Raw genomic sequence first — 20,717 nt, 5'->3', positions numbered from 1 at the left:
TCTGCCGTAACCGGAAGGCATGACGAAGCAGATCGCGATCATCGGCGGCGGCCCGGCGGGTCTTATGGCGGCGGAGGTTCTCTCCGCTGCCGGCCATGCCGTGACCGTCTACGAGGCGATGCCGACCTTCGGGCGGAAATTCCTGCTCGCCGGCAAATCCGGGCTGAACATCACCCATTCGGAAGATTTTTCAAAGTTCGCGGCGCGATTCGGAAGCGCCTCCGCTCGGCTGCGCCCCGCCCTCGACGCATTCACGCCGGGCGACGTGCGGACCTGGGCTTCAGGGCTCGGCACGGAAACCTTCGTCGGAACCTCCGGCCGGGTGTTTCCCAAAGTCATGAAGGCCTCGCCGTTGCTGCGCGCCTGGCTGCGCCGACTGGAGACGCAGGGCGTGACGCTCAGGACGCGGCATCGCTGGGTTGGGTTTGCCGGAAACGGCTATCGGTTCGAAACGCCGGAAGGGCCGGTGACCGTCGAACCCGATGCTGCTCTCGTCGCGCTGGGCGGCGCCAGCTGGCCCAGGCTTGGATCGGACGCCGCCTGGGCGCCGTGGCTGAGAGACAAGGGCATTGAAGTCGCCGACCTGCAGCCGGCCAATTGCGGTTTCGATGTCGCCTGGAGCGAGGCGTTTTGCGAGCGTTTCGCCGGCGAACCGCTGAAATCGGTGTCCACGACCTCGGACGCCGGCACATTCCAGGGCGAATTCGTGATCTCGAAACACGGGATCGAAGGCAGCCTCGTTTATGCCCATTCCGCGGCACTTCGGGACCGACTTTTCGCCCAAGGGCAGGCCGCATTGACGGTCGACCTCGCACCGGGCCGCACGCTGGAGCGGCTCGCCCGCGACCTTGCCCGGCAGGATGCCAAAGCGAGTTTCTCCAACCGCGTCCGCAAGGGCGCCGGACTTGAGGGCGTGAAGGCCGCGCTGCTTCGCGAACTCCTTCCGGATGCCAACCGCATGGCATCGGAGGAATTGGCGGAACGGATCAAGGCTTTGCCGATCCCTGTTGTCCGTCCGCGGCCGATCGCGGAAGCGATCTCGTCGGCCGGCGGCATCGCCTGGAGCGATCTTGACGACAACTACATGCTGAAGCCGCTTCCGGGCCTGTTCGCCGCAGGAGAAATGCTGGACTGGGAGGCCCCGACCGGCGGCTACCTGCTGACTGCATGCCTTGCGACGGGCCGGGCCGCGGCACGCGGCATCGAAGCCTGGGTGGACGCGCGATAGGACTCGCTTCGGCGCGCGATTTGCGATTTCTTTTCCACTTGTCCGGCATTGTCCTAGATCAACGCCACCAAGCGTGATTCGCGCAGAAAGTGAGCGGAGGAAAGGCCTCCATGACCAGGGAAAGACGAAGACGCATCATCCGCAGGCGGCGGACCGTGACAGGTCTGGCGCTCGTTGCCGCCATTTCCTTCGTGGCGGGGATGACGGATGCGGTGGGCCTGCTTCTTTCGGGCGATTTCGTCTCCTTCATGACCGGCAACACGACCCGCGCGGCGATTTCCTTCGCCGATGGCGACTACAGCCATGCGATCATCCTCTTCATCGCGCTGTGGGTCTTCATCCTCGGCAACGCGCTCGGCATCGTACTTGCCTACACGGTCTCTGCGCGCCGCACTTTCGTGGTGCTCGCGGGCGTCTCGCTGCTGCTGGCCGCCGCTTCCATCGTTCCGACGACCGGCTATCCGCGGCTGCAATTCTATATGGTCGTGCTTTCGATGGGCATGATCAACGCGACTGTCGAACATATCGAAGGATTGCCGATCGGGCTTACCTATGTGACGGGCGCGCTTTCCCGCTTCGGCCGAGGCATCGGCCGCTGGCTGATCGGCGACCGCAACCCGACCGGCTGGCTGATCCAGACGGTTCCCTGGACCGGAATGGCATGCGGCGCGGTGACGGGCGCTTTTTTGACGAAATACGCGGGCAGTCATGCGCTCTGGATCGTTTCGGTTCTGGCCCTTGCTGTTGCACTGGCGACGGCACTTCTGCCGCGCCCGCTGCACCTGCATTTCCAGCAGCCGATCGTTTCCGCCCGACGCCGCGCCTGATCGTTCCGAAGGACATCGATGTTCCTGCTCTCCAAGCTCTTCTGGGTGTTTGCCCAGCCTCTTTCGTTCGCTTTTCTGCTCTGCGCCCTCGCCGCAGTTCTGGTCTTCGCCGGCTGGCGCCGGCTCGGCGGCCTTTCGGCGTTCCTGACCGCACTGGTTCTGTTCGTGACGCTTTTCACGACGACGGGCACGGTGGCGCTGCAGGTGCTGGAAGATCGCTTTCCGAAGCCCGCGCAGGAGCCACAGCCGGTTACCTGTATGGTCGTGCTCGGCGGCGTGCTCGAAAACGAGGTGACGACCGTGCGTGGCGGCGTCGAGCTCAACCAGGCGGCGGACCGGTTCGTGGAAGCGCTGCGACTGGCCCGCAATCATCCGGAAGCCCGCATCCTGATATCGGGGGGCGACGGTTCGATCAGCGGCAAGTATGAAGGCGAAGCACAGGCTTCGGAACGGTTCTTCTCTGCCTTCGGCATTTCGGCGGATCGGCTGGTGAAGGAGAATGCGTCCCGCACGACCTATGAGAATACGCTGAATACGGCCGAGCTTCTGAAGGCCCAGGGGCTCGAACACTGCCTGCTGATCACCTCCGCCTTCCATATGCCGCGATCGATGGGGCTGTTCCGGGCGGCCGGGATCGAGGTCGCCCCCTGGCCGGTCGATTACCGGACCAGCGGCGTCGTCCACCTGTCGCTGGATTTCACCCAGCCGGCGCTGAATGCGCAGCTGACGACGACCGCCGCGCGGGAATGGATGAGCCTGACCGCCTATTACCTCGCCGGGCGCATCGGTTCGTTCTTTCCGGGATGAGCCTTCTGCGGGGCCGCTCTACTTTTTCGAGAGGATATTGAAATCAAGGCCGCGCACCCTGACGCGCATCTCGCACGGCGCGGCGTCCTTGCGACCGCAGAAGCGGGGATGCATGGTCAATTCGAAGACCATGTTGCCGAAATACTGAACGAAATCGTATTTATAGAGCTGGGCCGTGGCGACCATGACGTAGCCGCCTTCCTTGATCTGGACATAGAAATTGTAGGGGCAGCCTTCGCTGGTGCAGCGCGGACCCTTGACCCCGTCGCAGGTTATTTCGGACTGGTTGGAAACGAGGTCGATCATGCCGTCGTTGTTGATGTCGAAACGCTTCATGAAGGCCGGTCCGAAACCGGCGGTCTTGCACTCCTTGCGGAAGTAGTCCTTCTCGTAGATTTCCGGATCGCTGAAACGCTGCGGCTGCTGAGCGGAGGCAAGTGTCGGCGCAAACACCAGGGCGAGCGCCTGCACGACAATGATCAAGAGCTTTTTCACAGGTCGACCTCTGCAAATTCATCTGTTCACGGCACGCATCGAAGGGTGACGCACGCAACGATCGGCGGTTATGCTAACGGCCTGCACTTGCGCGACGCTGGATCACAAGGTCTGACATGTCACTGCTGATGATCCTCGACTACGCCGGCATCGCGCTTTTTGCCGCGACCGGCGCGCTTGCCGCCTCGCGAAAACAGCTCGACCTTGTCGGCTTCCTGTTCTTCGCGGCGGTCACCGGGCTCGGCGGCGGCACGCTCAGAGACATCATTCTCGGACGGATGCCGGTCTTCTGGGTGCTCGATCCGACCTATATCCTGATCTGCGTGATTGCCGGTGCCTTCGTGTTCTGCACCGCGCATAGGGTGGAATGGCGCTATCGCCTGCTGATCTGGTTCGATGCGGTAGGGCTTGCCGCCTATAGCGTGCTCGGCGCGGCAAAAGGGCTTGCCGCCACGGGATCGCCGACGATCGCAATCGTCACCGGAGCGCTGACTGCCGCCTTCGGCGGCATCCTGCGCGATCTTCTGGCCAACGAACCCTCGGTGCTGCTGAGGCCGGAAATCTATATCACCGCAGCGCTCGCGGGCGCCTGCGGGTTTACCGCGGCAAATGCGCTCGGTCTGCCGCTCTACGCGAGTTCGGGGCTGGGTGCCGCGCTTGCCTTCGGCTTGCGCGGCGGCGCGATCCACTACGGCTGGACATTGCCGCGCTACAGGCCGCGGCCCGGGCGGGAGCAGGACGAGGCCATGCGGGGAAACAAAGGGAAAGAGTAGGCCCGTCAGCTCTTCTTTTCGCGCAGGCGGATGATCACGTCCACATGGGCGATTTCCATGCCTTCCGGCGCCTCCGGCAGGTTGCCGATCTCCAGATTGCTGACCGGAATATCGAGCACCTCGTTGCGGCCCTCGATGAAGAAGTGGTGATGGTCGGAAATGTTGGTGTCGAAATAGGTCCTGGCGCTTTCGACCGCCAGCACGCGGATGAGGCCGGCCTCGGTGAACTGGTGCAGGGTATTGTAAACGGTCGCGAGCGAGACGGGCACGCCGGCGAAAGTGGCTTCCTCGTGCAGTTCCTCGACGGTCAGATGGCGGTCACCCTTGGCGAACAGCAGGTCGGCAAGCGCAACGCGCTGCCGCGTCGGACGCAGGCCGCAATGGCGCAGTCTCGTCTCGATGTCCGTAACGGCTTCTGCCATATTGCCCGTCAGCTCCTGCCGTTTCGCGGCCATATCAGGTATCTTGACTTTTCGATATAACTTTTACGGCGAACACTTTCAATAGTTTCTGGAGGATACCTGCCGCGGGAGGGCCAAAAACGCGCGATTTCCATCACAAGCCTCTGGTTTGCGCCTTTAGCTTCCTATATGCGGACCAGAACAAACGCATGTTCCAGTGGCTCGGCTGCCATCCCCAGGCGGAGCGCAAGTTCATCGTTACGCTTCAATTCCGATCGATCTTGCACTAAAGCTGCTGAAACAAAAGGTCTACGGTTCAACGGGGGGAACGGAAATTTATGGCACCCAGGCAGTCCAGCTTCTCTTACGAAGAACTTCTCTCTTGCGCCCATGGCGAGTTGTTCGGACCCGGCAATGCGCAGCTTCCGCTGCCGCCGATGCTGATGGTCCACCGCATCACCGACATTTCGGAAACGGGCGGAGCCTTCGACAAGGGTTATCTTCGCGCCGAATACGACGTCAGGCCCGACGACTGGTATTTTCCCTGCCATTTCGAAGGCAATCCGATCATGCCGGGCTGCCTTGGCCTTGACGGCATGTGGCAATTGACCGGCTTCTTCCTCGGCTGGCTCGGCGAACCCGGACGGGGCATGGCCTTGTCGACCGGCGAAGTGAAGTTCAAGGGCATGATCCGCCCGGACACCAAGCTGCTCGAGTATGGCATCGACTTCAAGCGCGTCATGCGCGGTCGTCTGGTGCTTGGCACCGCCGACGGCTGGCTCAAGGCGGATGGCGAAACCATTTACCAGGCGACAGACCTTCGTGTAGGCCTGTCGAAGGAAAAGGCCGCCTGATCCTGCTTCGCGGCCAAAGAAGTACAAGCAGAAAAGGTTTTGATGAGATGAGACGGGTAGTTGTAACGGGTCTCGGTATCGTATCCTCGATCGGGAGCGACGCCGCCGAAGTCACCGAATCCTTGCGTCAGGCAAAGTCCGGCATTTCCTTCTCTCCCGATTTCGCCGAGCACGGCTTCAAGTGCCAGGTCTGGGGCAGGCCGACGCTCGATCCGACCGAACTGGTCGATCGCCGCGCCATGCGCTTCCTCAGCCAGGGCGGCGCCTGGAACCATGTCGCCATGAAACAGGCGATCGCGGATTCCGGCCTTGAAGACAAGGATATCGGCGAGAACGAACGCACCGGCATCATCATGGGCTCGGGCGGCCCGTCCACCCGCACGCTGATCGAAGCCGCCGAGATCACCCTCAAGAACAACAGCCCGAAGCGCATCGGCCCGTTCGCGGTGCCGAAGGCGATGTCCTCGACGGCATCGGCAACGCTTGCCACCTGGTTCAAGATCCACGGCGTCAACTATTCCATCTCGTCCGCCTGCTCGACATCGGCGCACTGCATCGGCAATGCGGCGGAGATGATCCAGTGGGGCAAGCAGGACGTGATGTTCGCCGGCGGCCACGAGGACCTCGACTGGACCATGTCGAACCTGTTCGACGCGATGGGCGCGATGTCCACCAAGTACAACAACGATCCCGACAGGGCCTCGCGCGCCTATGACGTCGATCGCGACGGTTTTGTCATCGCCGGCGGCGCAGGCGTGCTGGTTCTCGAAGAACTCGAGCACGCCAAGGCCCGCGGCGCCAAGATCTATGCGGAAATCGTCGGCTACGGCGCGACCTCGGACGGTTACGACATGGTCGCCCCGTCGGGCGAGGGCGCTATCCGCTGCATGCGCCAGGCACTGGCGACCGTGAAGGGCGATGTCGATTACATCAACACCCACGGCACCTCGACGCCGGTCGGCGATTCAAAGGAGATCGGTGCGATCCGCACGGTCTTCGGAGACAAGATCCCGCATATCCAATCGACCAAGTCGCTGACCGGCCACTCGCTCGGCGGTGCCGGCGTGCAGGAATCCATCTACGGTCTTCTGATGATGCAGGAACGCTTCATCGGCGAAAGCGCCCATATCGAAAACCTGGACCCGGAATTCGACGGCGTGCCGATCGTGCGCAAGCGCATCGACGACGCCAAGATCGACACGGTCCTTTCCAATTCCTTCGGGTTCGGCGGCACGAACGCCACGCTCGTCTTCCAGCGCTTCAACGGGTAAATCCATGACAGGAATCATGCAGGGGAAACGCGGCCTGATCATGGGGGTCGCCAATAATCATTCCATTGCCTGGGGGATATCGAAGGCCGTCGCAGCTCAGGGCGCCGAGCTTGCCTTCACCTACCAGGGCGATGCGCTGGGCAAGCGGGTGAAACCGCTCGCCGCCGAGGTCAATTCGGATTTTGTTGTCCCCTGCGATGTCGAGGACATTGCCTCGGTGGACGCTGCTTTCGCGGCGATCAAGGAGCGCTGGGGCAAGCTCGATTTTGTCGTGCACGCCATCGGCTTTTCCGACAAGAACGAGCTGAAGGGCCTCTACGCCGACACGACGCGCGACAATTTCAGCCGTACGATGGTGATCTCCTGCTTTTCCTTCACGGAAATCTCCAAACGGGCGGCGGACCTGATGACCGATGGCGGCGCGATCCTGACGCTCACCTACGGCGGCTCGATGCGGGTGATCCCGAACTACAACGTCATGGGCGTCGCCAAGGCGGCACTGGAAAGCTCGGTGCGTTATCTCGCCGCCGACTACGGCCCGCGCGACATCCGCGTCAACGCGATCTCTGCAGGCCCCGTGCGCACGCTCGCGGGTGCCGGCATTTCCGACGCCCGGGCGATCTATTCCTGGAACCAGAAGAACGCGCCGCTGCGCCGCACCGCGACCATCGAGGATATCGGCGGATCGGCGCTTTACCTGCTCTCGGACCTCTCCCGAGGCGTGACCGGCGAGATCCACTATGTGGACGCCGGCTACAACATCACCTCGCTGCCAAGCCTCGACCGGCTCAGGAATGCGGATTCGGAGTGAATGGGATGCGCATAATAATGCGCATCTTGATCCCTCCTCTCTGCCGTGCTATGTCTGCTGCACAGCAAAGGTGTGTCCGTGGAGCGGAACAGTCACAAGATCATCGCCAGATTGAAACGCGACGGTTACGAACTCGTCTCCATTAAGGGCTCACACCACAAGCTCCGCAAGGGTGCGCAAACCATCATCGTTCCGCATCCGAAGAGAGATCTGCCTGTTGGGACCGCACTCGCGATAGCCAAGCAGGCAGGATGGGTTGAGGTAGACCGATGAAATACTTCATTGCTCTCGTGCATAAAGACGGTGATAGCGCTTTCGGCATCAGCTTCCCCGACCTGCCATCGGTTTTTTCTGCAGCAGATATCGAGGATGACCTAACTGCAAATGCGATCGAAGCGCTTCGGCTCTGGGCGGAAGATGCCGCGCTGCCGGCCCCCTCCTCCTATGAAGAACTGATGTCTCGTAACTCGATCCGCGCGGAACTCGCCAAGGGAGCGTTCTTGGCGCGTATTCCTTTCATCGAGGACGATACGCGGGTCGTGCGCGCCAACGTGACATTCGAAAAAGGCATGCTCGACGCGATCGACGCAGCCGCAAAGGAGCGCGGACTGACGCGTTCAGCCTTCCTGGCCAGCGCTGCTCGCAAGGATATCGAGGCAGCTTAGAGCCGGCTTACTTCTTCGCCCATAGAACCTTAAAGCGCGCATTACGGCAAGTTTCGCCGCTCTCGCGGAAACCTTCGGCCAGCACCGGTTCATAGGTCAGGCCGCGATTGGCGACCAGCATCAGGCGGCCGCCGTTCTTGAGCGCTGCGGCGGCGGTGCGGATCATCGTCCTGCCGAGTTCCGGGTCAGCTGCCTGCGCCTCGTGGAACGGCGGATTCATGATGATGAGATCGTATTTCTCTTTCGGCGGCTCGGCGCCGAGATCCTGCCAGTAGAAGCGGGCATTGAGGTCCGGGCAGTTGCGCGCGATGTTGCGCTTGGCAAATTCCAGCGCCTGATGGTCGGCCTCGAAAAGATCGATGCGGTTCACGCGCTTCGACTTCTCCGCCAGCATCACGGACAGATAACCCCAGCCCGCGCCGAAGTCGGCGGCGTTGCCGTCGAAGTCGGTCGGCAGGCGGCCGGCGAGCAGTTCGGAGCCCGCATCGACGCGATCGTGGGAGAACATGCCGGGTGCGGCCTCGAACCGGGCGTCGATCACCACGGTCGATTTCTTCAACGCCTTGATCGCGGCATCGGCATTGGCGGGCCTGGCGAACCATATCGCGACGCCGTGATACTTCGGGGTGTAGTCGAGTTCGATGCCGAGCTTCAGGAGCGTGTTGCGGAGCGGCTGGATGCCGTCCTCCTTACCGCCGGCGACAATGATGACGCCGCCGGTTCTGACGCGCTCCAGAGCCTCCGCTACGCGGTTCTCGTTCTCGCCGCGATGCTTGCCGCAGAGCACCAGCCCCACGTCATAGCCTTCGCCCTCGGCCTCGGGATAGGCGCCCTCGCGCAAGGTCCGGAACAGCGGCCGGAACGGCTGCACCGCGGTGATCTCGGCTGCAAACCCTTCGGGCAAGGCATTGCCGCCTTCTGCGCCGAGGAAGAGCACACGCTCACCTTCGCCGGGCGCGGGAACTGCGCCGGTGTCGAAGGGGTGGAACAGGGTCTTGAGGGCGTCTCGGCTCATGGTTCGTCTCGTGGTTTCGTCTCGTAACAGCAGATAAACAAAAGGCGCGGAAGAGCTTCCGCGCCTCGATGTCTCGGAAGGAGACAAGCCTTATTCGGCGGCTTCGCCGTCAGCCTTCTTGACTTCCTGGCCGGTGGCCTGGTCGACGACCTTCATCGACAGGCGAACCTTGCCGCGCTCGTCGAAGCCCATCAGCTTGACCCAGACCTTATCGCCTTCCTTGACGACGTCCTGGGTCTTGGCAACACGCTCGGAAGCGAGCTGCGAGATGTGCACGAGGCCGTCGCGGGCGCCGAAGAAGTTGACGAAAGCACCGAAATCGGCGGTCTTGACGACCGTGCCTTCGTAGATGGCGCCGACTTCCGGTTCAGCGACGATCGAGTGGATCCACTTGCGGGCCGCTTCGATTTCCTTGCCGGAAGACGAGGCGATCTTGACGGTACCGTCGTCCTCGATGTTGATCTTGGCGCCGGTCTTTTCGACGATTTCGCGGATGACCTTGCCGCCCGAACCGATGACTTCGCGGATCTTGTCGACCGGGATGTTCATCACCTCGATGCGCGGGGCGAATTCGCCGAGCTGGCCGCGGCTCTCGGTGATGGCGTTCGCCATTTCGCCGAGGATGTGCTTGCGGCCGCCCTGTGCCTGGCTCAGCGCAACCTTCATGATCTCTTCGGTGATACCGGCGATCTTGATGTCCATCTGCAGCGAGGTGATGCCGTCGTTGGTGCCGGCAACCTTGAAGTCCATGTCGCCGAGGTGGTCTTCGTCGCCGAGGATGTCGGAGAGAACGGCGAAACGCTCACCTTCGAGGATCAGGCCCATGGCGATACCGGCAACCGGCTTGGCGAGCGGCACGCCTGCGTCCATCAGAGCCAGCGAGGTGCCGCAGACGGTCGCCATCGAAGACGAGCCGTTGGACTCGGTGATTTCGGAAACGACGCGCAGCGTGTAGGGGAACTGCTCGACCGTCGGCAGCATCGGGCGGATGGCGCGCCATGCGAGCTTGCCATGGCCGATTTCGCGGCGGCCCGGGGAACCCATGCGACCGGTTTCACCGACCGAGTAGGGCGGGAAGTTGTAGTGCAGCAGGAAGCGTTCCTTGTACATGCCGGTCAGGCTGTCGACGTACTGTTCGTCTTCGCCGGTGCCGAGCGTGGCGACAACGATCGCCTGGGTCTCGCCGCGGGTGAAGAGGGCCGAGCCGTGGGTGCGCGGCAGGATGCCGACTTCCGAGACGATCGGGCGGACGGTCTCGAGGTCACGACCGTCGATACGGCTCTTGGTGTCGAGGATGTTCCAGCGAACGATCTTGGCCTGCAGGTGCTTGAAGACGGCGCCGATGACTTCGGCATTGTATTTCGGCTCGACGCCTTCCGGGAAGAAGTGAGCCTTGACCTTCGCCTTGACGGCATCGACGGCGGCGTAGCGGTCGGCCTTCTGGGTGATCTTGTAGCCTTCGCGAAGCTCGGCTTCGAAATGCTGCAGCATTTCGGCTTCGAGTTCGGAATGATCTTCCGGTTCGAATTCGCGGGGTTCCTTGGCGGCGACTTCAGCGAGCTTGATGATCGCGTCGAGGACCGGCTGGAAACCGCGGTGGCCGAACATGACGGCGCCGAGCATGATTTCTTCGTTGAGTTCCTTGGCTTCGGATTCGACCATCAGAACGGCATCGTGCGTACCGGCGACAACGAGGTCGAGAACCGACTCGTCCATCTCGTCGAGATGCGGGTTCAGAACGTATTCGCCGTTGATGTAGCCGACGCGGGCGCCGCCGATCGGGCCCATGAAAGGAATGCCCGAAAGGGTGAGCGCTGCCGAGGTGGCGACCATGGACAGGATGTCCGGGTTGTTCTCGAGGTCATGCTGGATGACGGTGACGACGACCTGAGTGTCGTTCTTGTAGCCCTCCGGGAAAAGCGGGCGGATCGGGCGGTCGATCAGGCGGGAAACGAGGGTTTCGTTTTCGCTCGGACGGCCTTCGCGCTTGAAATAGCCGCCCGGGATCTTGCCGGCAGCGTAGGTCTTTTCCTGGTAGTTGACGGTGAGCGGGAAGAAGTCCTGGCCCGGCTTCGGAGCCTTGGCGGAAACGACGGTCGCCAGAACGACGGTCTCGCCGTAGGTCGCGAGAACCGCGCCGTCAGCCTGGCGGGCGATCTTGCCCGTCTCCAGCTTCAGCGGGCGGCCTGCCCATTCGATTTCGACGGAATGTGTATTGAACATGTCTTGTCCTTCAATGCGGGAGCACACGCATCGCCGATATCGGGCGCAGCGCACAGTCGACCGCAATCAATGTGACACATCATGGGCAAGACAACGGGAGGCTTTTGCGTCATCGGCATCCTCAAAAGGAGCCGCGGCTAAAGCCCCGAGGGCTTTGGCCGAAAGCATCCGGCAATCCTGCCCCATGACAGGTCAACGGTTTGTTTGGCAGATCCGGCCCATCCGGGTCCGCCGGGATTTTTACCGCGCAGATGTCAGGGCACGGTTCCAGCGTTTTCATCGGGCCTATGCCCGAAAAAGGCGTCCGGCGGGCACCGTTGCCAGTCCCGCCGGAAGATTTGTCAGCGGCGAATACCCAGGCTGCCAATCAGCTTGGTGTAGCGGCCTTCGTCCTTCTTCTTGAGATAGTCAAGAAGCGAGCGGCGGCTCGAAACCATCGTCAGCAGGCCACGACGGGAGTGGTTGTCCTTCTTGTGGCCCTTGAAATGTTCGGTCAGGTTGTTGATGCGCTCGGTCAGGATCGCAACCTGGACTTCCGGAGAACCGGTGTCGCCTTCGACAGTTGCATATTCCTTGATCAGCGCAGTCTTACGCTCGGCAGTGATCGACATCGGATGTCCTTTCTTTTGAGAGGAAACAGGGACGCCAAAGGCCGGGATGTCGTCCAGCATTGGCCATGAAAGCAAAATGAACGCCAGAGGCTGCCTTCTTGCTGGCGCTGCCTATAAACTATTCATGCCCGGATTGGAAGAGCGATGTTCTGCTCAGCCGAAGACCCGCTTCGGGCGGAATTCGCCCTGGCCGATCTCGCCGATGGCAATCAGCTTGCCACGTACCGTCGCATAGGCCTCGGCCTCCGCGAGCGGTGCATCACGACCGCGCAGGATCACCGGATTGCCCATCTTCAACCGGTGCGCCTGATCGTCGGTGATCGGCAGATGCGGCAGGCTGGACAGGGCTTCGGCCGTATCGATCAGGAACGCATCGAGCGCTGCCAGGCGCTCTTCGCGGTCCTCGATCTCTTCGAGCGCCACGAGATCGGCCAATGGCACCATCTTTTCCTCGGCAAACGGCGCGACGAAGGTGCGGCGCAGTTCGGAAATATGGCCATAGCAGCCAAGATCGCGGCCGAAATCGCGGGCAAGCGCGCGCACATAGGTGCCCTTGCCGCATTCCACCTCGAAATGCGCCGTGTCCGCGGTGACGCCGAGCAGCGTCAGCCGGAAGATTTCCACTTCACGGGAAGGGATATCGACCGTCTCGCCATCGCGGGCGAGGTCGTATGCCCGTTCGCCGGCAATCTTGATGGCCGAAAACTGCGGCGGGATCTGGCTGATCGTGCCGGTATATTTCGGCAGCAGATCACGGATGGACTGTTCGTCAGGACGCGTGTCGGAGGAAGCCGTGACTTCGCCTTCGAGGTCGTCGGTCGAGCGCTCTTCGCCCCAGCTGACGGCGAATTCATAGATCTTGCGGCCGTCCATGACGTAAGGCACGGTCTTGGTCGCATCGCCGAGCGCGATCGGCAGCATGCCGGAGGCGAGCGGATCAAGCGTGCCGGCGTGTCCGGCCTTCTGGGCGTTGAACAGCCACTTGATCTTGGAGACGGCCTCGGTCGAGCCGAAATCAACCGGCTTGTCGAGGATCAGCCAGCCGGAAACCGGGCGGCCCTTTGGTTTGCGGGGTTTGGACATGCGTTCTCTTGATTATTCTTTGTCTTCACTACCGCCGTCGAGATCCCGCTGGACCTCCGGCGAGCGCAGCAGCTCATCGATCTTCTTGTAGTTGTCGAAGCTGGTATCATCCCGGAAGCGGACTTCCGGCATGTATTTCATCTGCCGGAGCTGGCCGCCGATACGGCCGCGGATGTATTTGGCGTGGCGGTTCAACGCCTCGATGACCGCCGCGTGATCCGGCAGGCCGAGGGGTGTCACGTAGGCAGTGGCGATCTTCAGGTCCGTCGACATGCGAACTTCGGACACCGAGATCACGGTCTTTTCGATCAGGTCGTCGCGCACTTCGCCGCGCTGCAGGACCTGGGTAATGGCGGCGCGGACCTGTTCGCCAACGCGAAGCATGCGCTGCGACGGCGCCGAGGATGTGGGCTTGCTCATTTTGTTTCTCTTCTAGAGCACTTGCGGGGTTCGTCCCGTATTCCAAGCGCTGCGTCAGCAAAGGCGGTCACATGACCCAGGCACGCCCAAAGGTCAAGGCGCCCTGTCGGCTTTATCTTAACAGGGTAAGCCGCCGAATGCAGCATTCAACCGGCTCCGGCTGGGGCCGGGCCGATCAGAACAGGGCGTCGTCGATATCGTCGTCAGACATGGTGGTCGTGACGGCAGCGGCTTCCACCGGCGGCTCGGTGCCGAGCACTGCGGCATGCAGCTCGCGTTCGCTCACCATCGTATAGAGGCGGGCAATGCGGCCGCCGACGTCCGCAAGCGCCTCTTCGAGACCCGGCGCTTCGAAGACGTCCTCATCGAGTTCCATCTCATTGGCGCAGGAGCGCAGCACTTCGCCGAGCTCGGCGTTGAAGTTCAGCCGGGCGAGCGAAATATCCATCTCGCCGACCGCCGTCCTGCTCTGATCGCCAAGCGCCAACATCTGGGCATCCATCCGGTCGCCGACCGCGCGGATGTTTTCAAGCGCGTTTTCGAGACGCTGATCGAGGCTTTGCTCGCTCTCTTCGCCGTTGACGCTGGTCAGCTTGTTGGCCGCGATTTCGAGCGTCTGGAGTTCGATCAGGATCTTTTCGGCCGTCTCGTCGAGCACCGCCGCGAAGTTGCGCAGTTCGGCGGTCACGACGTTGATCGCCCTGCCTTCCTCACCGATCTTGCCGCAACGGAGGTTGGTGTTGAGAGCCATGTAGTGGATGTCGGTGCGCACGACCTTGACGATGCCGATGCCGTCGAGAAGTTCCCGGACGGTATCGCTGGTCGACCGGCTGAGCTCGCCGGCGTGGTGGGCAACCTCCTCGATTTCGCGCACCGCGCCGCGAGCGGCGGCCACGCCGCTCTCGAGCTGGCGGATCGCGTTGTCGTTGTCGCCGCTGTCGGCATCGGTCATCGTCGCACGCAACGCCTCGATCTGCGACAGATCGGACCGGAAGCTTGCGACGATGGCAACGATCTTCGCGGTATCGCGATCGAAGTCGGAGATGGACTGATTGAGCTGCAGCGATACGAGCTTGCGGATGATCAGCGAAAGGCTTTCGCGCTGGTCGCCGGTCAGCCTGGCGGCCGCAGGCGACTCCAGATAATCGGAAAGGATGCGCAGGGCCGACTGGCAATGTTCGATGCGCTGGCGGGTGATATCGCCGACCTGCATGGCCGACAGCGTCGAGGCGAGTTTCGACTGGATGCCGCTTGCGACGGCGCGCACCCTTGCGGCGCGCTCGACCAGCAGCTTGCGGTGCTTGCCGATCTCAGCCGCGCCGTTGGAAAGGCCGACGACGATCTGCGGTACCGTCTGGTCGTAGCTCGCCAGGATCGCCTTTCCCTTGACCATTACCGGCCCAAGACCGTGACCGAGGGTGCTCAGCTTGCCGGCCAGATCGTTGACCTGGCGCGAGCCCTCCTGGATCCTTGCGAGAATTTCCTCCGCGAAGCCGGCGAAATCGGCAATACCGGCACCGGTGATCTTGGCGGTCACGGCGAAGGTGCGCAGATAACGCAGCGTTTCCTGCATCTCTTCGATCTGGGGCCGGACCTTGCGCTCCGCGCAGGCGATTTCCTGGAAGCCGACCTGTCGTCCGGATTCGAGCCTGGTCAGGTCAGACAGCCGCTCGACCGTGCTCTTCAGTTCGGCCATCGTGGCGTTTGCCGTTCCTTCATCCAGCGAACCGGTCAACTGGTCGAGGGAGCCGATCAGCTTGTTCAGCACGTCGAGGATCGACAGGAGCGCCGCCCCACCGTCGAGAAAGCGTTCCTCTATACGCGACCGCGCCGTTTCCATCCGGTCGACGAAGGCGAGAACGCCCGTCGAACTGCTCGCGATGTCGAAAATGGATGCCCTGACAGCCACTTTGCCTCACCTTTCAGGTCCCGCGGGACCTCTGTCTCTGAAGATATCGACGATGACTCGCCTGTATTGTTCCGGGACAGCCCCGCACCAGCAAGTTGCCGATACAGTTTGTCCCGTTCGAGAGATACCTTGAGCGCCCAGGGGTTAATTCTCGCAGAATATTCGTTCTCATTTGCGACTTGTGGTTAATTTTTCCGTCTCTCCGGCGCGGCAAAATACAACCTGTAAGTATTGTTTCGCGAAAAGTCGCCATAGCCGATTAACTCGCCATTAACGATGCAAGTCCAAATTCGGCCAGCTATTTCAGCTCTTTCGGAATTATGTTGAGGTAAGAATGCCTGCTTCCGATGTTAAAGAAGATTGCCTTCGCCTTCCGCAGAACCTGACCGTTCGCGCGATCACCATCGTCCAGCAGGAAATGCTGCAGTTTCTCGACAGAACCGCCTCCGCAACCATCGAACTCGACGATGACTGCCAGGTGGACACCAGCTTCATCCAGCTCATGGAAGCGGCCCGCATCTACGCCGATACAACCGGCAAGCGCATCGCGTTGGCCCGTCCCGCCAGCGGCTCGACGCTCGATGTCCTGAAGCGCAGCGGCTTCCTCGAAGGGATGTCCGCCGAGGACCTGAAATTCTGGCTTCATCAAGGGGGTATTCAATGAGCGCCAGCATCCTAACAGTCGATGATTCCGCCAGCATCCGTCTGACGACGCGCGTCGCGCTCAGCAATGCGGGGTATCAGATCACCGAGGCAGTCGATGGACTGGACGGCATCGCCAAGCTCAAGGCGGGCCAGTTCGACCTGATCGTCACCGATCTCAACATGCCGAACATGGACGGCCTGACGATGATCCGGGAACTGCGCAAGATGCCGGCCCATATGGGCGTTCCGGTCATCTTCCTGACGACGGAGTCCGACAACGACATCAAGCAGGAAGCCAAGGCCGCCGGTGCCACCGGCTGGCTCACCAAGCCATTCGACCCGGAAAGCCTGGTCAAGATCGTCCGGAAGGTACTCGGAAGATGAGCTTTCCCGATCCTATCGCGGTTTTCAGGACAGAAGCGGCCGAGCTTCTGGAACAGATCGAAGCAGGGCTTCTCGACCTGAACGTAAACCTCGGCGACAAGGATCAGGTGGACGCGGTCTTCCGCGGCCTCCACACGTTGAAGGGATCGGGGGCCATGTTCGGCTTCGATGCCCTTGCCGCCTTCACCCATCACTGCGAGACGGCCTTCGACCGCGTCCGCAAGGGCGAGGTTCCGGCAACCCAGGAACTGGTGACCGCGGTTCTCGAAGCCAAGGATCACATGCGTGCCCTGGTCGATACGCCGAATGGCCCCCATGAGGCAACGGGCGAAGCGCTCCTCGCCAATCTGCGGGCCGCCGTCGATGGCGCCAACAATCCGGGCGCGGCCAACCCCAAGGCAGCGGCGGGCCGCAACCATTTCAAGATCCGCTTCAGCCTGCCGCAGAATGCGATGGCAAACGGCACCAATCCGCTGCCGCTTCTCGACGAACTGCGCGAACTCGGTGAGTGCGAGATCGTGGCGAACCGGTCCGCCATCCCATCGCTCGACCTTATCGCCCCGACAGATCTTTATATTTCCTGGGAGGTCGAGCTCCTGACCACCCAGCCGCGTTCGGCGATCGACGACGTGTTCATCTTCGTCATGGACGAGATGCAGCTCGACGTCGTCACGGTGGAGCCTCCGCTCGCCGCCAGCACGCCGGCCAAGGCCGAAGCTCCGGTTGCGGAAGCCCGGCCTGCCGCTGCATCACAGGCCGTTGCAACGGCACCGGCTGCTCCAACTGCTCCGGCCCTCGTCGATGCGAAGCAGAAAAAGACCGCCGAAAACGTCCGCGTGCCCGCCGAAAAGCTCGATGAGCTGATGGACCGGGTCGGAGAGCTCGTGATCGCCCAGTCGCGCCTCAGCCAGCTCGCAGGCGGCAGCGGCGATCTGCAGCTGCGGGCCGTCTCGGAAGACGTGGAACGCCTTTCCGGCGAGCTGCGGGATACGATGATGGTTCTGCGCATGGTGCCGGTCACCCAGCTCTTCGGCCGCTTCCGCAGGCTGGTGCACGATCTGGCGCATGAAACCGGCAAGACGATCGAACTGCTGACCGAGGGCGAGAGCACGGAAGTCGACAAGAGCGTGATCGAGCGCCTTGCCGATCCGCTGGTGCATCTCGTGCGCAACTCCTGCGACCACGGTCTGGAGACGCCCGAGGAACGTCGCGCCGCCGGCAAGCCGGAGGCGGGCCACATCCTGCTTTCCGCCCGCCAGCAGGCCGGCGAAGTCATCATCACCATCAAGGATGACGGCCGCGGCATCAACAAGGAGCGGGTGCGCGCCAAGGCGGAATCCTCCGGTCTGATCGCACCCAATACCAGCCTCACCGATCAGGAGCTCTACCAGCTGATCTTCCAGCCGGGTTTCTCGACGGCCCAGACGGTCACCAACCTTTCCGGCCGCGGCGTCGGCATGGACGTGGTCAAGCGAACGATCGACGCACTGCGCGGCACGATCAACGTCACGAGCCACGTTGGCAAGGGTTCCGAGATTTCGCTCGCCATCCCGCTGACGCTCGCGATCATCGACGGACTGCTCGTGCGGGTCGGCGACGGTCGCTATGTCATTCCGCTTTCGGCGGTCGAGGAATGCCTCGAGCTTCCGATCGAAGAAGACATGCGCTCACGCGGCCGCAGCTTCATCTCGCTGCGAGACAGCCTGGTGCCGTTCCTCAGGCTTCGCGACCTCTTCCGCACCGGCACCAAGCCCGATCCCTTCCAGAAGGTCGTCGTCATCTCGACGGGTTCCGAACGGGTGGGCCTGGTCGTCGACCAGATCATCGGCGACCACCAGACGGTCATCAAGGGAATGTCGAAACTCCACCATGACGTCGCCACCTTCTCGGGTGCGACCATTCTCGGCGACGGAGACGTGGCGCTGATCCTCGACGTCGGCCATCTCGTGGCGGAAGGACAACAACAGGAGGCGCATCTGCGCGCGGCCGGATGAACGAAGCAGTCAGAAAGATCTCCGAAAACCTCTGGGGCGGCCGCGACGAGCTGGAAGTCCTGACATTCGACATCGCCGGCGAGATGTTCGCGCTGGAAGCCGTGAGCGTGCAGGAGATCCTCGATCTCCTCCCCGAGACCATGGTTCCCGGCGCAAAAGCCTTCGTCGGCAGCGTCATCAACTTCCGCGGCAAGGTCATTCCGCTGGCCGATATCCGGCTTGCATTCGGCATGGAAGCGACGAAGCCGACGATCGACAGCCGGATCATCGTCATCGCGATCAACATCGGCGGCGAACCGGTTCTTGCAGGCATCCGCACAGATAAAGTGCATGAGGTCACCACCCTGCTCCGCGCCGCCGGCGAACCGCCGCCGAGCGTGGGCATGCGTTGGCGGCCGGATTTCATCGATTGCCTCGTCAAGCGGGGGGCGGAGTTCATCATCCTCCCCAATCTCCAGGCAATCTTCTCCGCGCAGCACGACCATTCCGCCACCGGGGCTTCCCACGGTTGACCACCCTTTCGATGGATTCAAAAAATGCACGCTTCAATCAAGCTTAAGCTGGCCTCAGCATTCGGTTTCATCATCATAATGCTGCTGGCGACCGCCGCCTACGGCATCCTCAGCCTTGGCAACCTCAACGACACGCTCGAAAATGTGCTGCAGGGGCCGGCCCTGCGCCTGAAACTGGCTCAGAACCTGAACAATGAGCAGCTTCAGCAGATCCGCCAGCAGAAGAACCTGCTCCTGGCGGCAAATCCCGCCGAGATGCAGGGATATATCGCCAAGGGCGACGAAGCTCGCCGCACATTCGATGAGTCGTTGAAATCGGTCGAAGCCCGCGCCACGGAACAGGGCAAAGCCCTCTGGGCCAAGCTTGCCGGCTTCACGGCGGAATTCCGCAAGCAGGACGACCGCATCCGCACCTCGATGCTGGGTGGAGATCCGGCCACGGCGCTGCGTATTTCCTCCAACGAGGCACGCGCGGTTACCAACGAGATCGATGCCTTGCTCAACGACGTGGTCAAGCTTGAAGAAAGCCGCCTCAATGACGCCGACAAGCAGACCGATCTGGATTACGCCCAGACCCGCCTGATCATGATCTCGGTCGCCGGCTTCGCCTTCCTGGTCGCCGTGCTGGCCGCTCTCTGGATCGCCCTTTCGATCAACAAGGGTCTGCGCAATGCGGTGACCGCAGTGCAGGACGTCGCCGACGGTGACCTGACCAAGTTTGCCACGATCACCAGCAAGGACGAGATCGGCGAACTGCTTGGCTACGTCAACACCATGATCGAGCGTCTGCGCGGCGTCGTCGGCGATGCACTTGCGGCATCCGACAACGTCTCGTCGGGCAGCCAGGAACTTTCGGCAAGCTCCGAACAGCTTTCCCAGGGCGCGACCGAACAGGCTTCCTCGGCCGAAGAAGCCTCCGCCTCGATGGAGCAGATGGCAGCCAACATCAAGCAGAACGCCGACAACGCCGCCCAGACGGAAAAGATCGCCCGCCAGTCGTCGCGTGACGCCGAAGCATCCGGCCAGGCCGTCGGCCGCGCCGTCGGTGCCATGCGCACGATCGCCGAGAAGATCTCGATCGTCCAGGAAATCGCCCGCCAGACCGACCTTCTCGCCCTGAACGCGGCGGTGGAAGCCGCCCGCGCCGGCGAACACGGCAAGGGCTTTGCGGTCGTCGCTTCCGAAGTCCGCAAGCTCGCCGAACGCAGCCAGGCAGCCGCTGCCGAAATCAGCGCGCTCTCGGGCGAAACGGTGCAGGTCGCGACCGATGCCGGCGAAATGCTCAACAAGCTGGTGCCGGACATCCAGAAGACCGCCGAACTGGTCTCGGAAATCTCCGCCGCCTGCCGCGAGCAGGATATCGGCGCCAGCCAGATTAACGAAGCGATCCAGCAGCTCGACAAGGTGACCCAGCAGAACGCCGGCGCCTCCGAAGAGATGTCGGCCACCTCGGAAGAACTCGCCTCGCAGGCGGAAGAGCTGCAGGCCTCGATCGCCTTCTTCCGGGTCGATCAGGCAGGCGGCAAGAAGTCGGCCAAGCGGGCTCCGGCCACCGCTGCGGCACAGAAGCCCATGGCCAAGCCGGCCCAGATGCGCCGCCCTGCGGGCCAGCAGTCTCACAAGGCCGATCATTCGGTGCTCAGCCAGCAAGCCCGCGCCAAGGGTTTTGCCCTCGACATGTCGATGGGCGGGCCGGATGCCGACGACGCGAACTTCCGCGAAAGCGCCTGATGAATTGAAGCGACCCCGGATTGACAGGAATCCGGGATCATCTCCCCCATGCAGGGGG

The 20,717-nt window shown here is 62.3% G+C and carries 22 protein-coding genes; 14 read left to right on the top strand and 8 right to left on the bottom strand.

Annotated features, from left to right (window positions below):
- Positions 1-19: 19 nt before the first annotated feature.
- The 3 genes from ACSQ8R_RS20445 to ACSQ8R_RS20435 all read left to right on the top strand — a co-directional run bounded on the left by ACSQ8R_RS20445 (position 20) and on the right by ACSQ8R_RS20435 (position 2,862).
- Positions 20-1,228 (top strand): TIGR03862 family flavoprotein, encoded by a 1,209-nt coding sequence (locus ACSQ8R_RS20445; protein ID WP_436255048.1) that lies wholly within the window; start codon positions 20-22, stop codon positions 1,226-1,228.
- 110 nt (positions 1,229-1,338) lie between these two features.
- Positions 1,339-2,055 (top strand): YoaK family protein, encoded by a 717-nt coding sequence (locus tag ACSQ8R_RS20440; RefSeq protein ID WP_436255047.1) that lies wholly within the window; start codon positions 1,339-1,341, stop codon positions 2,053-2,055.
- Positions 2,056-2,073: 18 nt separating this feature from the next.
- The gene (locus ACSQ8R_RS20435; RefSeq protein ID WP_436255046.1) at positions 2,074-2,862 is read left to right on the top strand and encodes a YdcF family protein; all 789 of its coding nucleotides are present in this window, start codon (positions 2,074-2,076) and stop codon (positions 2,860-2,862) included.
- Positions 2,863-2,880: 18 nt separating this feature from the next.
- On the opposite strand, the gene ACSQ8R_RS20430 is transcribed toward ACSQ8R_RS20435, so the two are convergent.
- Positions 2,881-3,357, bottom strand: coding sequence for a hypothetical protein (locus ACSQ8R_RS20430; RefSeq protein ID WP_436255045.1), 477 nt, complete (start codon positions 3,355-3,357; stop codon positions 2,881-2,883).
- A gap of 116 nt (positions 3,358-3,473) precedes the next feature.
- On the opposite strand from ACSQ8R_RS20430, the gene ACSQ8R_RS20425 reads away from it, so the two are divergent.
- On the top strand, positions 3,474-4,130 hold the full coding sequence (locus ACSQ8R_RS20425; RefSeq protein WP_046637907.1) for a trimeric intracellular cation channel family protein: 657 nt from the start codon (positions 3,474-3,476) through the stop codon (positions 4,128-4,130).
- Positions 4,131-4,135: 5 nt separating this feature from the next.
- Here the strand turns inward: ACSQ8R_RS20425 and irrA are convergent, their stop codons facing one another.
- Positions 4,136-4,552: an iron response transcriptional regulator IrrA gene (gene irrA / locus ACSQ8R_RS20420; protein ID WP_436255533.1), complete on the bottom strand. Its 417-nt coding sequence runs from the start codon at positions 4,550-4,552 to the stop codon at positions 4,136-4,138.
- Between the two features lie 317 nt (positions 4,553-4,869).
- On the opposite strand from irrA, the gene fabA reads away from it, so the two are divergent.
- The 5 genes from fabA (at position 4,870) to ACSQ8R_RS20395 (ending at position 8,132) form a co-directional block, all read left to right on the top strand.
- Complete coding sequence (fabA, locus tag ACSQ8R_RS20415; RefSeq protein WP_038547719.1) at positions 4,870-5,385, top strand: 3-hydroxyacyl-[acyl-carrier-protein] dehydratase FabA; 516 nt, start codon at positions 4,870-4,872, stop codon at positions 5,383-5,385.
- A gap of 47 nt (positions 5,386-5,432) precedes the next feature.
- Entirely contained in the window at positions 5,433-6,656 is a 1,224-nt protein-coding gene (gene fabB / locus ACSQ8R_RS20410) for a beta-ketoacyl-ACP synthase I (protein ID WP_436255044.1), read from the top strand.
- 4 nt (positions 6,657-6,660) lie between these two features.
- On the top strand, positions 6,661-7,467 hold the full coding sequence (gene fabI / locus ACSQ8R_RS20405; RefSeq protein WP_436255043.1) for an enoyl-ACP reductase FabI: 807 nt from the start codon (positions 6,661-6,663) through the stop codon (positions 7,465-7,467).
- A 78-nt stretch (positions 7,468-7,545) separates the two neighbouring features.
- Complete coding sequence (locus ACSQ8R_RS20400) at positions 7,546-7,740, top strand: type II toxin-antitoxin system HicA family toxin (protein WP_436255042.1); 195 nt, start codon at positions 7,546-7,548, stop codon at positions 7,738-7,740.
- A complete protein-coding gene (locus ACSQ8R_RS20395) occupies positions 7,737-8,132 on the top strand; it encodes a type II toxin-antitoxin system HicB family antitoxin (protein WP_436255041.1) in 396 nt (131 codons plus the stop codon). Before ACSQ8R_RS20400 ends, ACSQ8R_RS20395 begins: the two co-directional genes overlap by 4 nt.
- Before the next feature lie 7 nt (positions 8,133-8,139).
- Here ACSQ8R_RS20395 and ACSQ8R_RS20390 read toward each other — a convergent pair whose 3' ends face one another.
- The 6 genes from ACSQ8R_RS20390 to ACSQ8R_RS20365 all read right to left on the bottom strand — a co-directional run bounded on the left by ACSQ8R_RS20390 (position 8,140) and on the right by ACSQ8R_RS20365 (position 15,393).
- Complete coding sequence (locus ACSQ8R_RS20390) at positions 8,140-9,147, bottom strand: class I SAM-dependent methyltransferase (RefSeq protein ID WP_436255040.1); 1,008 nt, start codon at positions 9,145-9,147, stop codon at positions 8,140-8,142.
- Between the two features lie 90 nt (positions 9,148-9,237).
- Positions 9,238-11,370, bottom strand: coding sequence for a polyribonucleotide nucleotidyltransferase (gene pnp, locus ACSQ8R_RS20385; protein WP_436255039.1), 2,133 nt, complete (start codon positions 11,368-11,370; stop codon positions 9,238-9,240).
- 341 nt (positions 11,371-11,711) lie between these two features.
- Positions 11,712-11,981 (bottom strand): 30S ribosomal protein S15, encoded by a 270-nt coding sequence (rpsO, locus tag ACSQ8R_RS20380; protein ID WP_436255038.1) that lies wholly within the window; start codon positions 11,979-11,981, stop codon positions 11,712-11,714.
- A gap of 153 nt (positions 11,982-12,134) precedes the next feature.
- A complete protein-coding gene (truB, locus tag ACSQ8R_RS20375; protein WP_436255037.1) occupies positions 12,135-13,064 on the bottom strand; it encodes a tRNA pseudouridine(55) synthase TruB in 930 nt (309 codons plus the stop codon).
- Positions 13,065-13,076: 12 nt separating this feature from the next.
- Entirely contained in the window at positions 13,077-13,484 is a 408-nt protein-coding gene (rbfA, locus tag ACSQ8R_RS20370; protein ID WP_436255036.1) for a 30S ribosome-binding factor RbfA, read from the bottom strand.
- 175 nt (positions 13,485-13,659) lie between these two features.
- Positions 13,660-15,393, bottom strand: a complete 1,734-nt coding sequence (locus tag ACSQ8R_RS20365) for a chemotaxis protein (RefSeq protein WP_436255035.1) — start codon at positions 15,391-15,393, stop codon at positions 13,660-13,662.
- Between the two features lie 334 nt (positions 15,394-15,727).
- On the opposite strand from ACSQ8R_RS20365, the gene ACSQ8R_RS20360 reads away from it, so the two are divergent.
- Genes ACSQ8R_RS20360 through ACSQ8R_RS20340 form a run of 5 tightly spaced genes read left to right on the top strand, consistent with a single transcriptional unit; the run spans position 15,728 to position 20,659 of the window.
- Positions 15,728-16,057, top strand: coding sequence for a hypothetical protein (locus ACSQ8R_RS20360; protein ID WP_436255034.1), 330 nt, complete (start codon positions 15,728-15,730; stop codon positions 16,055-16,057).
- Positions 16,054-16,422, top strand: a complete 369-nt coding sequence (locus ACSQ8R_RS20355; RefSeq protein ID WP_037080177.1) for a response regulator — start codon at positions 16,054-16,056, stop codon at positions 16,420-16,422. Before ACSQ8R_RS20360 ends, ACSQ8R_RS20355 begins: the two co-directional genes overlap by 4 nt.
- Complete coding sequence (locus tag ACSQ8R_RS20350) at positions 16,419-18,416, top strand: chemotaxis protein CheA (RefSeq protein WP_436255033.1); 1,998 nt, start codon at positions 16,419-16,421, stop codon at positions 18,414-18,416. The genes ACSQ8R_RS20355 and ACSQ8R_RS20350 overlap by 4 nt, the downstream gene beginning before the upstream one ends.
- Positions 18,413-18,928 carry a chemotaxis protein CheW gene (locus ACSQ8R_RS20345; RefSeq protein ID WP_037080182.1) on the top strand — a complete coding sequence of 172 codons (516 nt, stop codon included), beginning with the start codon at positions 18,413-18,415 and terminating at the stop codon, positions 18,926-18,928. Before ACSQ8R_RS20350 ends, ACSQ8R_RS20345 begins: the two co-directional genes overlap by 4 nt.
- 24 nt (positions 18,929-18,952) lie before the next feature.
- Positions 18,953-20,659, top strand: a complete 1,707-nt coding sequence (locus tag ACSQ8R_RS20340) for a methyl-accepting chemotaxis protein (protein ID WP_436255032.1) — start codon at positions 18,953-18,955, stop codon at positions 20,657-20,659.
- Positions 20,660-20,717 lie beyond the last annotated feature (58 nt).

The organism is Neorhizobium sp. LjRoot104 (genome assembly GCF_964253725.1).
In the GTDB taxonomy this organism is placed as follows: domain Bacteria; phylum Pseudomonadota; class Alphaproteobacteria; order Rhizobiales; family Rhizobiaceae; genus Neorhizobium.
The sequence above is the reverse complement of the archived record's forward strand: the minus strand, read 5'-3'. Positions and strand labels throughout refer to the sequence as shown.